Below are 13,483 nucleotides of genomic sequence, written 5' to 3'. Positions count from 1 at the left end.
CTGGCCCACCTCGCTTCATCATTCTGGCACGAGTACGACGGGGCTGCGGGAGCTGGTCCCCGCTGCGCGATCCTCGCGGATTGGCACCCCGAGCAGGTCTGTGCACGCCGACGGCCGTGCGCTTGACATGCCCATGCCCCGCGCCCATGAAGCGGCAGACAGGCACCCGGGGGGCATCCTACATGGCGAAAGAGAAAAGCGGCGGCGGGATCCTCGAGACCGTCAAGACCGTCGTCTACGCGCTGCTGATCGCCGGCGTCTTTCGCACCCTGTTCTTCCAGCCCTTCTGGATCCCTTCCGGCTCGATGAAGGACACGCTGCTGATCGGGGATTTCCTGTTCGTAAACAAGATGGCCTACGGCTATTCCTACGCGTCCTGCCCGTCGGTCATCGTGCCGGCGCTGGGGCTGGACATCGACGCGCGCGACATCTGCGGCATCTTCGACGGCGACAATGAACGCCTGTTCGGCCAGCAGCCCGAGCGGGGCGACGTGGTCGTTTTCCGCCACCCGGGCACCGGGCGCGACTTCATTAAGCGGCTGATCGGCCTGCCGGGCGAGCGCATCCAGATGAGGGACGGCGTGCTGTACATCAACGACGAACCCGTCTCGGTCGAGCCGGACGGCACCTTCACCGAGGTCGCCGCACCGCAGGGCCCGCAGCAGCTTCGCCCGCGTTGCGCCAACGCACCGGTCGGACCGGGTGGTGTCTGCGAGAAGGAGAAGTTCGTCGAGACGCTGCCCGGCGGGCACAGCCACTCGATCCTGAACATCGCCTCGCAGGGGTCGGACAACACGCCGGTCTACACGGTGCCCGAAGGGCACTACTTCTTCATGGGCGACAACCGCGACAACTCGGCCGACAGCCGCGTGCCGTCGGTGGTGGGCGGCGTCGGCTTCGTTCCCTTCGAGAACCTGATCGGACGGGCGAACCGCGTGGTCTTCTCGTCGGCGGGCAGCTCGATGCTGTTCTTCTGGACATGGCGCGGCGACCGGTTCTTCGAAAAGATCGAATGAAGCTGTCGAACGAGCTGAAGGCGCTCGAGCGCCGGCTGGGGCACAGCTTCGCCTCCCCCGACCTGCTCCTGCGCGCGGTCACGCATGCCTCGCGCTCGGGGCCGGGGCGCGAGGACAACCAGCGGCTGGAATTCCTCGGCGACCGGGTTCTGGGTCTCGTGATGGCCGAGGCGCTGCTGGAAGCCGACCGTGACGCCACCGAGGGTCAGCTTGCGCCGCGCTTCAACGCGCTGGTGCGCAAGGAGACCTGCGCCGACGTTGCCCAGGATCTCGACATCGGCCCGGCGCTGAAACTGGGGCGGTCCGAGCAATTGTCCGGCGGACGGCGCAAGATGGCGCTGCTGGGCGATGCGATGGAGGCGGTGATCGCCGCGGTCTACCTGGACGCCGACTACGAGGCCGCGCGCGCCTTCATCCTGCGCCACTGGGCCAAGCGGATCGACCGGGTCGAGGCGGATTCGAAGGACGCCAAGACCGCGCTGCAGGAATGGGCGCAGGCGCGCGGCATGCCCACGCCCGACTACGTCGAGATCGGCCGCGACGGGCCGGACCATGCGCCGCACTTCACGATCGAAGTGCGGCTTGCCTCGGGCGAGACCGAGACCGCCAGCGCGGGATCGAAGCGGCAGGCCGAACACGCCGCCGCCAAGACGCTGCTGGCGCGGCTGCCGAATGAGTGACACTGCGCGATGACCGGTTCGGTGCGCGGCGCGGTGTTCATGTGCCTCGCCATGCTGGGCTTCGGCATCGAGGACGCGCTATTCAAAGCTGCGACGCAGCACGCATCTCCGGGCATGGCGACGCTGGTCTTCGGGCTGGTCGCGCTGGCGCTGTCGATCCTCTGGGCGCGCTACAGCGGCATTCCGGCCTGGAGTGCGGAATACCTGCGCCGCCGCCTGCTGATCCGCACCGCGTTCGAGCTTGTCGGCCGGCTGTTCTTCGCGCTGAGCCTGGCCTTCGTGCCGCTGGCGACGACCTCGGCGATCCTGCAGGCGGCGCCGCTGATGGTGACGCTGGGCGCGGCACTCGTGCTGGGCGAGAAGGTCGGCCCGCGCCGCTGGGCGGCGACTGGCGCCGGGTTCATCGGCGTGCTTCTGATCCTGCGCCCCGGCGCCGAGGGGTTCCAGCCCACGGTGATCTTCGCGGTGCTGGGCATGATCGGCTTTGCCGGGCGCGACCTAGCCACGCGCACCAGCCCGCCGGGGGTGCACGCGGCGCAGCTGGGCGTTCTGGGCTTCGCCGTCGTCACCGCGGCCGGAATCGTGATCCTGCTGGCCGAGGGCGCGCGGCCGACCATGCCGCCCGCACCCGCCTGGCCGTGGATGATCGGTACCGCGCTGGTGGGCGTCGTGGCCTACGCCGCGCTGACGCAGGCGATGCGGTCGGGCACCGTGTCCGTCGTGGCGCCGTTTCGCTACTTCCGGCTGATCGTGGCGCTGGTCATCGCCTACGCCGCCTTCGGCGAACGCCCTGACGGCTGGATGCTTGCGGGGGCCGCGCTGATCGTGGTCTCGGGGCTGTACACGCTGCTGCGCGACACGCGGGCCCGGCGCGCCGCGGGGGCTGGCGCGGGGCCGTGATCCGGGGTAAAGCCCCGGACTTGATTTTTTGCCCAAGGACCCGCCCATGACCACCCGCGCCGGATTCGTCGCCCTGATCGGAGAGCCCAACGCGGGCAAGTCCACGCTGACCAACCGCATGGTCGGCGCCAAGGTGTCGATCGTCACCCACAAGGTGCAGACCACGCGGACCCGCATCCGCGGCGTCGCGATCGAGGGCGATGCGCAGATCGTCTTCGTCGACACGCCGGGGCTGTTCACGCCCCGCCGGCGGCTGGACCGGGCGATGGTCAAGGCGGCCTGGGGCGGGGCGGCGGACGCCGACGTGATCGTCCTGCTGATCGAGGCGCATCGCGGCGTGACCGAGGGGGCCAAGCGCATCGTCGACGGGCTGAAGGACATGCCGCAGGGGCAGACGGTGGCGCTGGCGATCAACAAGATCGACCGCGTGAAGGCCGAGACGCTGCTGGCGCTGTCGCAGGATCTGAACGAACGGCACGCCTTCGCGCAGACCTTCATGATCTCGGCCGAGAAGGGTCACGGCGTCGACGACATGCGCCGCTGGCTGGCGGCGCAACTGCCCGAGGAACCGTGGCTGTATCCCGAGGACCAGATCGCCGACCTGCCCATGCGCATGATCGCCGCCGAGATGACCCGCGAGAAGCTGACCCTGCGCCTGCACCAGGAGTTGCCCTACCAGCTGACGGTCGAGACCGAGCACTGGGAAGAGCGCAAGGACGGATCGGCGCGGATCGACCAGGTGGTCTATGTCGCGCGCGACGGCCACAAGGGCATCGTGCTGGGTCACAAGGGCGAGACGATCAAGGCGATCTCGAAGGCCTCGCGCGAAGAGCTCGAGGAGTTCCTCGGCCGGAAGGTGCACCTGTTCCTGCAGGTGAAGGTGCGCGAGAACTGGCTGGACGAGGCCGAGCGCTATTCCGAGATGGGTCTCGACTTCCGCGACGGGGACTGACGTGGCCCGGCTGACCTCGCGGTTCTGGGTGGACGGCTACCTGACGCGGCTGCGGCTGGCCGACATCCCGGCCTTCGTCGTGGCACACGGTGACGACAACGCGGGCGCGGTGCTGGTCAAGCTCGCCACGCTGGACGGGCGCGCGCAGGCCTTCACGCGGGGCTTCGACCTTGCCACCGGCGAACGCGCCTGGGATGTGCTTGCCGAGGGCGACGAACGCGACGTCGACGCCGCCATCGCCCGCCAGCGCGGTTTCGACCCCGACCTGTGGGTGATCGAGGTCGAGGACCGCCAAGGCCGCCACCTGCTGGACCAGGACGGGCTGCGCGACTGACGCGACGCTTTGATGGCGCGAAGCGACTTGCCGGCGGGCGCGTGGACGGCCAGTTTCAACCGCATGGAATGGCGCGACACAGGCATCCTTCTGGCGACCCGCAAGCACGGCGAGACGTCGCTGATCCTCGACGTGTTCACGCCGGGGTATGGCCGGCACACGGGCGTGCTGCGCGGCGGCACCTCGCGCAAGCTGGCGCCGGTGCTGCAGCCGGGTGCGCAGCTTGACCTCACGTGGCGGGCGCGGCTCGAGGATCACATGGGCGCGTTCACGGCCGAACCGCAGCGGTCGCGCGCGGCGGCCGCGATGGGTGACCGGCTGTCGCTCGCGGGACTGTCGGCGGTCCTTGCCATGGTTCAATGGTCGCTGCCCGAACGCGCCGCCAGCCCCGCGCTCTATGCCCGGACCGAGGCGCTGCTGGACCTGCTGGGCCAGCCCGACCTGTGGCCACTGGCCTACCTGCGGTGGGAGCACGCCCTGCTTGGCGAAATGGGCTTCGGCCTCGACCTGACGGCCTGCGCGGTAACCGGCGCGACCGGCGGGCTGGCCTATGTCTCGCCGCGCACGGGCCGCGCGGTGACCGCCGAGGGCGCGGGCGACTGGGCGGATCGCCTGCTGCCGCTTCCGCCGGTTCTGCTGGGGGCCGAACCGGCCGACGATGCCGAGATCGTGGCGGGGCTGGGGGTGACCGGCTACTTTCTTCTGCACCACGTGGCTACCGACCTGGGGCACGAGACGCTGCCCCCAGCGCGGGCCGCGCTGCTCGACCGGTTGCGGCGGCAGACAGGATCGTGCGGCTGACCCTTCCCCCGGACCGCAGGAGAGGCTACGTAAGAGCCATGCAATGGACGCTGCCGAACATCCTGACCGTTCTTCGCCTGCTGGCCGCTCCCGGCCTGGCACTGATGTTCCTGTATTTCTCGCGCCCCTTCGCGGACTGGCTGGCGCTGGCGCTGTTCATCCTGGCGGCGGTGACCGACTGGATCGACGGTCACCTGGCCCGCAGCTGGAAGCAGGAAACGAAGATCGGCGCCATGATGGACCCGATCGCCGACAAAGCGATGGTGATCATCGCGCTGATGGTGATCGTGGGCTATTCCTCGATGTCGCCGTGGCTGGTTCTGCCCGCGACCTTCATCGTCTTCCGCGAAGTGTTCGTGGCGGGCCTGCGCGAATACCTGGGCCAGAAATCCGGCACGCTGAAGGTGACCAATCTCGCCAAGTGGAAGACCACCGCCCAGATGGTCGCGATCGCGGTGCTGTTCGCGCAAGGCGTGTTCGAGCACTACCTGGTCATGTCCACGATCGGCATGGACGCGGTGATCGTGAACGACATCCTGACCGGCGCGGAAGAGGACCTGCTGGGCTTGCGCTGGAAGCAGTTCGGCATGGTCTGGGCGGGCAACCTGGGCATCGTGCTGCTGTGGATCGCCGCGCTGCTGACCGTGGTCACCGGCTGGGAATACTTCCGCAAGGCGATGCCCTTCCTGACGGAGGACCGGTGATGGACGTGCTGTACTTCGCCTGGGTGCGCGAGCGTATCGGCGTGCCCAAGGAGCGTGTCGAGACCGACGCCGCTACCGTTTCCGCGCTGGTCGACGAGTTGCGCGCGCGCGAGGATCGCTACGCCGCGGCCTTCGCCGACCTGTCGGCGCTGCGGGTGGCGGTCGATCAGGAATTGACTGATTTCGACGCGTCCATCGCCGGCGCCCGCGAGATCGCCTTCTTTCCACCGATGACCGGGGGCTGAGACCATGCGCGTCGTCGTGCAGGAGGCGCCCTTCGACTTCGCCGCCGAGGCGGCCGGCTTCGCCGACGGCCGGCACGACATGGGCGCCGTGGTGACCTTTACCGGGATCGTGCGCGACGTCACCAGCGGCGATCTGCAGGCGATGGAGATCGAACATTATCCCGGCATGACCGAGAAGGCGCTGACCGCCATCGCCGAAGAGGCGCGCCAGCGCTGGAGCCTCGGCGACGTGCTGGTGATCCACCGTTACGGACGCCTGCACGCGGGCGACAAGATCATGATGGTCGCCACCGCCGCGCGCCATCGCAAGGATGCCTTCGAGGCGGCGGAATTCCTGATGGACTACCTGAAATCCCGTGCGCCCTTCTGGAAGAAGGAACACGCGGGCGACAGTGCCGACTGGGTCGCCGCGCGCGACGAGGACGAGGCCGCGCTGACCCGCTGGTAGCGCCGCGCTTGCCAGGGGCCCGAGGTGGTCATAGTGTCCGACCAATTCCCGAGGTTCGTCATGCCCTTCCGCCCCGTGCAGTCCGAGAAGCTGTCCTCCGCCGTCGTGCGCCAGATCGAGAAGCTGATCCTGCGCGGTATCCTGCGGCCGGGCGAGCGCCTGCCATCCGAGCGCGAACTGTCCGAGCAACTGGACGTGTCGCGCCCGTCGCTGCGCGAGGCGGTGGCGGAATTGCAGATTCGGGGCCTTCTCAGCCCGCGTGCGGGCTCGGGGATCTACGTCGCCGACGTATTGGGGTCCGCCTTTTCCGACGCGCTGATCGGGCTTTTCGCCAAGCACGACGAGGCGGTGTTCGACTATTTGTCGTTCCGGCGGGACATGGAGGGGTTGGCCGCCGAGCGTGCCGCCACGGCCGGCACCGATTCCGACCTGAAGGTCATCGACACCCTGTTCGCCCGGATGGAAACCGCGCACCGCAAGCGCGATCCCGCCGACGAGGCGCGGCTGGACGCGGACTTCCACCTCGCGATCATCGAGGCCAGCCACAACGTCATCATGCTGCACATGATGCGCTCGATGTATCAGCTTCTGCGCGAGGGCGTGTTCTACAACCGCCAGGTGATGTTCAAGCAGCGCACGACGCGCAGCGCGCTGCTGGACCAGCACCGGCTGATCAACGACGCGCTTCAGGCGCGCGACACAGCCGGTGCCCGCGCCGCCGTCGAGGCGCATCTGAACTTCGTCGAGGCGGCGCTGTTCGCCGATCGCAAGGCCGCCGAACACGAGGCGATCGCGCGCCAGCGGCTGGAACGGACGGCCGCGCGTGACTAGGGCGCAGCCTTCCGCGCGTCCGACCCGCCGGGGCTGACCGGTGGCCCGCCGCCTGATCCCGCCGCCGATGACCTCGGTGCGCCTGCGCCTTCTGGTGCTTGCGCTGGCGCCGCTGGTCCTGCTGATGCCGCTGCTTCTTCTGATCGGCATGACTCGCTGGACCGCTGATTACGACGCGTTGTTGATCGCCAACGTGGACAGCGACTTGCGCATCGCCGAGCAATATCTGGAACAGATCCTGACCCGCACCGGCGACGATCTGACAGGCGTTGCCGCATTGGCCCAGTTCGCCGAAGCGGTAAGGAGCGGGCCGGCGGCGCGGGCGGCATACTTCGCGGAAATGCGCGAGGCGCTGGAACTCGATTTCCTTTATTTCCTGCCCGAGGCGCGCGCAGACGGCCCCGCAGCGCGGTGGCCGGTCATCGGCGCCGCCCTGGCGGGGCGTCCGGCGACCGAGATCGATGTCTTCCCGGCGGAAAAGCTCGCCTCGTTTCCCGGCGGGCTGGATCTGCGCGCCCGCATCGACCTGATCGAGACCGAGGCCGCCGTGCCCACCGACCGGCGGGTCGAGGATCGCGGCATGGTGGTCCATTCCGCGGCACCGGTGACGCTGGACGGCGCGCGCGGCGTGTTGGTGGGGGGCATCCTGCTGAACCGCAATTTGCAGTTCATCGACACGATCAACGCGCTGGTCTACCTCAACGCCGTCACCGGAGGCGAGCGTCAGGGCACGGCCACGCTGTTCCTGGACGACGTGCGGATATCGACCAACGTGCGCCTGTTCGAGGACGTGCGCGCGCTGGGCACGCGGGTGTCGGCGGCGGTGCGCCACGCGGTGCTGGACGAGGGGCTCACTTGGCTGAACCGGGCCTTCGTGGTCAACGACTGGTACATCTCGGGCTACCTGCCGCTGACCGACAGCTTCGGCGAGCGGGTAGGCATGCTCTATGTCGGTTTTCTCGAGGCGCCCTTCACCGCCGCGAAACGCGACGCCTACCTGTGGATGATGGCCGCCTTCGCCGCCGTTCTGGCGCTGTCGGTGCCGGTGTTCCTGTGGATGGCCAAGGGCATCTTCGCGCCGCTCGAACGCATGACACAGACCATGCGCCGGGTCGGGCGGGGGGACCTGTCGGCGCGCAACGGCGCCGTGCGGTCGCGCGACGAGATCGGCCAGGTGGCGGCGCATCTCGACGGTCTTCTGGACCAGGTGCAGGACCGCGACCGCCGGCTGCGCGACCACGCGCAGGAACTCAACCACCGAGTGGACGAGCGCACCGCCGAACTGCGCGAGGCCAACGCGAAGCTGGAGGAAACCTTCCGCCAGCTCGTCATGAGCGAGAAGCTGGCCTCGATCGGCGAGATCACCGCCGGCGTCGCGCACGAGATCAACAACCCCGTCGCCGTGATCCAGGGCAACGTCGACGTCATCCGTGAAACGCTGGGCGTCGGCACGGCCCCGGTGGAGACCGAGCTGGACCTGATAGACCGCCAAGTCACGCGCATCGATGCCATCGTCGGCAAGCTGCTGCAATTTGCCCGTCCGAACGAGTATTCCGGCGACGATGAGACCGTCTTGCTTGCGCCGGTCATGGAAGATTGCCTTGTGCTGGTGGAGCACGTTCTGTCGAAGGGGGCGATCGAGGTTCGCCGCGATTTCCACGAGGCGCCGCCGGTCCGGATCGACGCGGGCGAGATCCAGCAGGTGATCATCAACCTGATCGTGAACGCCGTGCAGGCGATGGAGACCGATGGTCGGCTGGACCTGGGCATCGAACCGGTCGCGCGCGATGGGCGTGACCGCGTGCGCCTGACCGTGCGCGACACCGGGCCGGGCCTGTCCGACGAGGTCCTTGCATCGGTCTTCGATCCGTTCTTCACCACCAAGCGGGCCGAGGGTACCGGGCTGGGCCTGTCGATCAGCCAGACGCTTGTGCAGCGGGCAGGCGGCATCATCCACGTCCGCAACCACCCACAAGGCGGCGCGGAATTCACCGTCTGGCTGCCCGCGGCGGACGCGGACAGCCCCGTCTGATCATTCGGCGGCGACGTCCTGCGTGTGCGCCCTCGTGACGCGGACCGCCGAGAACTTGAACTCGGGGATCTTCCCGTAAGGGTCCAGCGCCGAGTTGGTCATCAGGTTGGCCGCGGCCTCGACATAGGCGAAGGGCAGGAACACCATGTCCGGCGCGACCGCCCGGTCGGCGCGGGCCTTGACGGTGACCGTTCCACGCCGCGTCTCGAGCGTCACCATCCCGCCTGGCTCGACCCCGAGGTCGCGCAGCGTTGCCGGGTGCAGCGCGCAGGTCGCCTCGGGCTCGACCGCGTCCAGAACGGTGGCGCGGCGCGTCATCGACCCGGTGTGCCAGTGCTCGAGCTGCCGCCCGGTGGTCAGGATCATCGGGAAGCGCGCATCCGGTGCCTCGGCCGGCGGCGTGACGCGGGCCGGTGCGAAGCGCGCGCGCCCGGCGCGGCGGGGAAACCCGTCGCCGAACACCACCGCCTGGCCCGGATCGTCAGGCCCGGTGCTGGGATAGATCACGCCGCCTTCCTCCATCAGCCGGTTCCAAGTGATGTTGTGCAGGCTGCGCATCGACATCTTCATCTCGTTGAAGATCTCGCGCGGGTCGTCGTAATCCCAGTCCAGGCCGATGCGCCGCGCCATGTCGACCAGGATCGCCCAATCCTCGCGCGCCTCGCCGGGCGCATCCACCGCCTTGCGCACCACCTGCACCGCGCGGTTGGTGTTCGTCACGCTGCCGGATTTCTCGGGCAGGGCGGCGGCGGGCAGGATCACGTCGGCGAACATCGCCGTTTCCGTCAGGAAGATGTCCTGCACCACGAGGTGGTCCAGCGCGGCCAGCGCCTTGCGCGCATGGGCGACGTCCGGGTCGGACATGGCGGGATTCTCGCCCAGGATGTACATGCCCTTGATCTCGCCGCGATAGACGCGATCCATGACCTCGACCACCGTCAGCCCGGGCGTCGCCGAGATCTCGGTGCCGCGCCAGATGTGGCGGAACAGCGAGCGGACCTCGGGGTCGGTGACCGACTGGTAGTCGGGCATGAATTGCGGGATCAGCCCCGAATCCGACGCGCCCTGCACGTTGTTCTGCCCGCGCAGCGGGTGCAGCCCGGTGCCGGAGCGGCCCACGTTGCCGGTCAGCAGCGCCAGCGCTATCAGGCAGCGCGCGTTGTCGGTGCCATGGATGTGCTGGCTGACGCCCATGCCCCAGAAGATCATGCCGCGATCCGCCGTGGCGAACGTGCGCGCGGCGTCGCGGATCGTGTCCGGGTCGATGCCGCACAAGTCGGCCATGCGCTCGGGCGTGAAGGCGCGGATGTGGTCGCGGAACTCGAAGAAGCCTTCGGTGAACTGCTCGATATAGGCGCGGTCGTAGAGCTTCTCCTCGACGATCACGTTCATCAGCGCGTTCAGAAGCGCGACGTCCGTGCCGGGCCGGAACTGCAGCATATGGCTGGCGTGGCGCTTCAGCGCCTGGGCGCGCGGGTCCATCACGATCAGCTGGCCGCCGCGCTTGGCGAACTGCTTGAAATACGTGGCCGCGACGGGGTGGTTTTCGGTCGGGTTGGCGCCGATCACGATGGCGACGTCGGCGTTCTCGATCTCGTTAAAGGTGGCGGTGACGGCGCCCGATCCGACGTTCTCCATCAGGGCCGCGACCGACGAAGCGTGGCACAGCCGGGTGCAGTGGTCGACGTTGTTGTGGCCAAAGCCCTGCCGGATGAACTTCTGGAAAAGGTAGGCCTCTTCGTTGGTGCACTTGGCGCTGCCGAAGCCCGCAACCGACGCGCCGCCGTGATAGCTGCGCAGGTCGGCCAGCCCGTGGGCGGCGCGGTCCAGCGCCTCGTCCCAGGTCGCCTCGCGGAAATGGGTCCACGGGTTGCCCGGATCGGCGTTCATGCCCTTTTCCGGAGCGTCGTCGCGGCGGATCAACGGCTTGGTCAACCGGTGCGGGTGGTGGATGTAGTCGAAGCCGAAGCGTCCCTTGACACACAGCCGGCCTTCGTTCGCGGGGCCGTTGATGCCCTCCACGTGGGTCACGCGGCCGTCCTTGACCTTGACGCTGATCTGGCACCCGACGCCGCAGAACGGGCAGACGGATTTCGTTTCGCTGTCGTAGTCGTCGCTGTCGCCGTGCTGCGCCTCGTCCATCACGCTGGCGGGCATCAGCGCGCCGGTGGGGCAGGCTTGCACGCATTCGCCACAGGCGACGCAGGTGCTGTCGCCCATCGGGTCGTCGAAATCGAAGACCGGATAAGCGTCGTGTCCGCGCCCGGCCATACCGATCACGTCGTTGACCTGCACCTCGCGGCAGGCGCGCACGCACAGTCCGCACTGGATGCAGGCATCGAGGTTCACGCGCATCGCCACGTGGCTGTCATCGAGCAGCGGTATGCGCTCGGGCCCCAGCGCGGGAAAGCGGCTTTCGGCAACGCCCGCCGCATCGGCCATGTCCCACAGGTGGGCAGACCGGTCGTGCGCGTCGTCCCGCGTGGGCTGGTCGGCCAGCAGCAGCTCCAGCACCATCGCGCGGGCCTTTTCGGCGCGCGCGGTGTCGGTGCGGACGGTCATGCCGTTCTCGGGGTTGCGGCAGCAGGACGGCGCCAGCGAACGTTCGCCGTCGATCTCGACCATGCAGGCGCGGCAATTGCCGTCGGGGCGGTAGCCCGGCGCCGGCTTGTGGCACAGGTGCGGGATCGTCTTGCCGTGGCGCGTCGCCACGTCCCACAGCGTCTCGCCCTCATGCGCGGCGACCGATTGGCCGTCGAGCGTGAAGATCACCGGTTCTGGGCGCGAGCCATCCATCACGAAACCTCGTCGGGAAAATGTTTCAGAACGTGCAGGATCGGGTTCGGCGCCGCCTGGCCCAGCCCGCAGATCGAGGCATCGACCATGACCTCGCACAAATCTGTCAGCAAGGCGGCGTCCCAGCGATCCGCCTGCATCAGCTTGACCGCCTTTTCGCAGCCCGACCGGCAGGGTGTGCACTGGCCGCAGGATTCATCCTCGAAGAACCGCAGCATGTTGAGTGCCGCGTCGCGCGCGCTGTCGTGGTCGGACAGCACCACCACCGCGGCCGAGCCGATGAACGAGCCGTGCGGCTGCAGCGTGTCGAAATCCAGCGGCACGTCGTCCATCGTCGCCGGCAGCAGACCCGAAGACGGCCCGCCCGGCTGGTAGGCCTTCAACGTGTGACCCTCGGCCATGCCCCCGGCGGCCTCGATCACGTCCTTGATCGTGGAACCGGCGTGCAGCAGGTAGACGCCCGGCACCGCCACGCGGCCCGAGACGGAATAGCTGCGCAGGCCCGTGCGGCCGTTGTGTTCATGCACGTTCAGGGCCTCGGGTCCTTCGCGGCAGACCCGCGCGACCCAGTGCAGCGTTTCCACGTTGTGCACCAGCGTGGGCCGGTCGAAGACGCCGACCTGCGCGACGTAGGGCGGCCGCAGGCGCGGGATGCCGCGCTTGCCCTCGATCGACTCGATCATCGCGGATTCCTCGCCGCAGATATAGGCGCCGGCGCCGCGGCGCAGGTCGATGTATCCGGGCGCCACGATGCCGGCGTCTTCGAGCGTGGCGATCTCTCGGCGCAGGATCTCCAGCACGGCGGGATACTCGTCGCGCATGTAGATGAAGGCCACCTCGGCCTCGACCGCCCAAGCCGCGATCAGCATGCCTTCCAGAAACAGGTGCGGCGTGCGTTCCAAGTAGTAGCGGTCTTTGAACGTGCCGGGCTCGCCCTCGTCGCCGTTGACTGCCAGGTAGCGCGGGCCGGGATTGGCGCGCACGAAGCCCCATTTCTTGCCCGACGGGAAGCCCGCGCCGCCCAGCCCGCGCAGACCTGCGGTCAGGACCCGTTCCTGCACAGCTTCCCAGTCGCCGGTTTCGCGCAGGGATCGCAGCGTGTCGTAGCCGCCCGTCGCGCGGTAGGCGTCGAAGCGTTCGTAGTCCGGGATGCGCGGGTGGAAATGGCCCGACTGCACGGCCTCGGTGACTCGCTCGGGTGTAGCGTGGTCCACGTGGCGATGCCCGACCTCGGCCACGGGCGCGGTGTCGCAGCGGCCCATGCAGGGTGCGCGCAGCACGCGCACGCGCGCCGGGTCGTGACCGGCCTGCAACGCGTCGAACAGCGCCTGTGATCGCGCAAGTTCACAGGACAGCGAGTCGCAGACGCGGATCGTCAGGTCGGGCGGCGGGGTCTCGTCCTCGCGCACTGGATCGAAGTGCGCGTAGAACGTCGCCACTTCCCAGACCTCGGCCATCGACAGGCGCATTTCCTCGGCCAGCGCGCGCAGGTGCGGGGCCGACAGGTGGCCGTAGGCGTCCTGGATCAGGTGCAGATGCTCGATCAGCAGATCGCGTCGCCGTGGCCGATCGCCCAGCAGGGCGCACACCTCGGCCAAGGCGGTGTCGTCCAACTGCCGGCCCTTGGGCGTGGAACGCCCCTTGCCGTTGCTGCGACCCGCGCGCCAGACGCTGTCGCGGTCATCCAAGGCCATTTGCATTCCCCATTCGCTTTCCCGCACCAAGAGACGGGTTGATGAAAACA

The 13,483-nt window shown here is 68.6% G+C and carries 13 protein-coding genes; 11 read left to right on the top strand and 2 right to left on the bottom strand.

What is annotated here, in order from left to right; all coding sequences use genetic code 11:
• Positions 1-182 precede the first annotated feature (182 nt).
• From lepB to BLW27_RS00590, 11 genes are all read left to right on the top strand, one after another.
• A complete protein-coding gene (gene lepB / locus BLW27_RS00640) occupies positions 183-1,016 on the top strand; it encodes a signal peptidase I (protein ID WP_089877693.1) in 834 nt (277 codons plus the stop codon).
• Positions 1,013-1,696 carry a ribonuclease III gene (rnc, locus tag BLW27_RS00635; RefSeq protein WP_089877690.1) on the top strand — a complete coding sequence of 228 codons (684 nt, stop codon included), beginning with the start codon at positions 1,013-1,015 and terminating at the stop codon, positions 1,694-1,696. Before lepB ends, rnc begins: the two co-directional genes overlap by 4 nt.
• 9 nt (positions 1,697-1,705) lie before the next feature.
• Positions 1,706-2,596 (top strand): DMT family transporter, encoded by an 891-nt coding sequence (locus BLW27_RS00630; RefSeq protein ID WP_089877686.1) that lies wholly within the window; start codon positions 1,706-1,708, stop codon positions 2,594-2,596.
• Positions 2,597-2,642: 46 nt separating this feature from the next.
• Positions 2,643-3,548 (top strand): GTPase Era, encoded by a 906-nt coding sequence (era, locus tag BLW27_RS00625; RefSeq protein ID WP_089877683.1) that lies wholly within the window; start codon positions 2,643-2,645, stop codon positions 3,546-3,548.
• 1 nt (position 3,549) lies between these two features.
• Positions 3,550-3,882, top strand: coding sequence for a DUF1491 family protein (locus BLW27_RS00620; RefSeq protein ID WP_089877681.1), 333 nt, complete (start codon positions 3,550-3,552; stop codon positions 3,880-3,882).
• 63 nt (positions 3,883-3,945) lie between these two features.
• The gene (gene recO, locus BLW27_RS00615) at positions 3,946-4,683 is read left to right on the top strand and encodes a DNA repair protein RecO (RefSeq protein ID WP_089878668.1); all 738 of its coding nucleotides are present in this window, start codon (positions 3,946-3,948) and stop codon (positions 4,681-4,683) included.
• Between the two features lie 38 nt (positions 4,684-4,721).
• The gene (gene pgsA, locus BLW27_RS00610) at positions 4,722-5,387 is read left to right on the top strand and encodes a CDP-diacylglycerol--glycerol-3-phosphate 3-phosphatidyltransferase (protein WP_089877677.1); all 666 of its coding nucleotides are present in this window, start codon (positions 4,722-4,724) and stop codon (positions 5,385-5,387) included.
• Positions 5,387-5,632 (top strand): molybdopterin converting factor subunit 1, encoded by a 246-nt coding sequence (gene moaD / locus BLW27_RS00605; RefSeq protein ID WP_089877674.1) that lies wholly within the window; start codon positions 5,387-5,389, stop codon positions 5,630-5,632. Before pgsA ends, moaD begins: the two co-directional genes overlap by 1 nt.
• 4 nt (positions 5,633-5,636) lie before the next feature.
• Positions 5,637-6,080 (top strand): molybdenum cofactor biosynthesis protein MoaE, encoded by a 444-nt coding sequence (locus tag BLW27_RS00600; RefSeq protein WP_089877671.1) that lies wholly within the window; start codon positions 5,637-5,639, stop codon positions 6,078-6,080.
• Positions 6,081-6,140: 60 nt separating this feature from the next.
• Positions 6,141-6,911, top strand: a complete 771-nt coding sequence (locus BLW27_RS00595) for a FadR/GntR family transcriptional regulator (RefSeq protein ID WP_089877669.1) — start codon at positions 6,141-6,143, stop codon at positions 6,909-6,911.
• A gap of 67 nt (positions 6,912-6,978) precedes the next feature.
• Positions 6,979-8,943 carry a sensor histidine kinase gene (locus tag BLW27_RS00590; RefSeq protein ID WP_089877666.1) on the top strand — a complete coding sequence of 655 codons (1,965 nt, stop codon included), beginning with the start codon at positions 6,979-6,981 and terminating at the stop codon, positions 8,941-8,943.
• Here the strand turns inward: BLW27_RS00590 and fdhF are convergent, their stop codons facing one another.
• On the bottom strand, positions 8,944-11,739 hold the full coding sequence (gene fdhF / locus BLW27_RS00585) for a formate dehydrogenase subunit alpha (protein ID WP_089877663.1): 2,796 nt from the start codon (positions 11,737-11,739) through the stop codon (positions 8,944-8,946). It abuts the gene before it with no gap.
• On the bottom strand, positions 11,739-13,433 hold the full coding sequence (locus BLW27_RS00580) for an NAD(P)H-dependent oxidoreductase subunit E (RefSeq protein ID WP_089878665.1): 1,695 nt from the start codon (positions 13,431-13,433) through the stop codon (positions 11,739-11,741). Before BLW27_RS00580 ends, fdhF begins: the two co-directional genes overlap by 1 nt.
• Between the last annotated feature and the right edge of the window lie 50 nt (positions 13,434-13,483).

Origin of the sequence: Citreimonas salinaria, assembly GCF_900107235.1 — a bacterium.
Classification (GTDB): domain Bacteria; phylum Pseudomonadota; class Alphaproteobacteria; order Rhodobacterales; family Rhodobacteraceae; genus Citreimonas; species Citreimonas salinaria.
This window is presented reverse-complemented; position numbering and strand designations above follow the sequence as displayed.

Bases quoted from the DNA above. Each gene is read 5' to 3' on its own strand.
- lepB (WP_089877693.1), top strand. From the start codon at position 183: ATGGCGAAAGAGAAAAGCGGCGGCGGGATCCTCGAGACCGTCAAGACC.
- rnc (WP_089877690.1), top strand. From the start codon at position 1,013: ATGAAGCTGTCGAACGAGCTGAAGGCGCTCGAGCGCCGGCTGGGGCAC.
- BLW27_RS00630 (WP_089877686.1), top strand. From the start codon at position 1,706: ATGACCGGTTCGGTGCGCGGCGCGGTGTTCATGTGCCTCGCCATGCTG.
- era (WP_089877683.1), top strand. From the start codon at position 2,643: ATGACCACCCGCGCCGGATTCGTCGCCCTGATCGGAGAGCCCAACGCG.
- recO (WP_089878668.1), top strand. From the start codon at position 3,946: ATGGAATGGCGCGACACAGGCATCCTTCTGGCGACCCGCAAGCACGGC.
- pgsA (WP_089877677.1), top strand. From the start codon at position 4,722: ATGCAATGGACGCTGCCGAACATCCTGACCGTTCTTCGCCTGCTGGCC.
- moaD (WP_089877674.1), top strand. From the start codon at position 5,387: ATGGACGTGCTGTACTTCGCCTGGGTGCGCGAGCGTATCGGCGTGCCC.
- BLW27_RS00600 (WP_089877671.1), top strand. From the start codon at position 5,637: ATGCGCGTCGTCGTGCAGGAGGCGCCCTTCGACTTCGCCGCCGAGGCG.
- BLW27_RS00595 (WP_089877669.1), top strand. From the start codon at position 6,141: ATGCCCTTCCGCCCCGTGCAGTCCGAGAAGCTGTCCTCCGCCGTCGTG.
- BLW27_RS00590 (WP_089877666.1), top strand. From the start codon at position 6,979: ATGACCTCGGTGCGCCTGCGCCTTCTGGTGCTTGCGCTGGCGCCGCTG.
- fdhF (WP_089877663.1), bottom strand. From the start codon at position 11,739: ATGGATGGCTCGCGCCCAGAACCGGTGATCTTCACGCTCGACGGCCAA.
- BLW27_RS00580 (WP_089878665.1), bottom strand. From the start codon at position 13,433: ATGGCCTTGGATGACCGCGACAGCGTCTGGCGCGCGGGTCGCAGCAAC.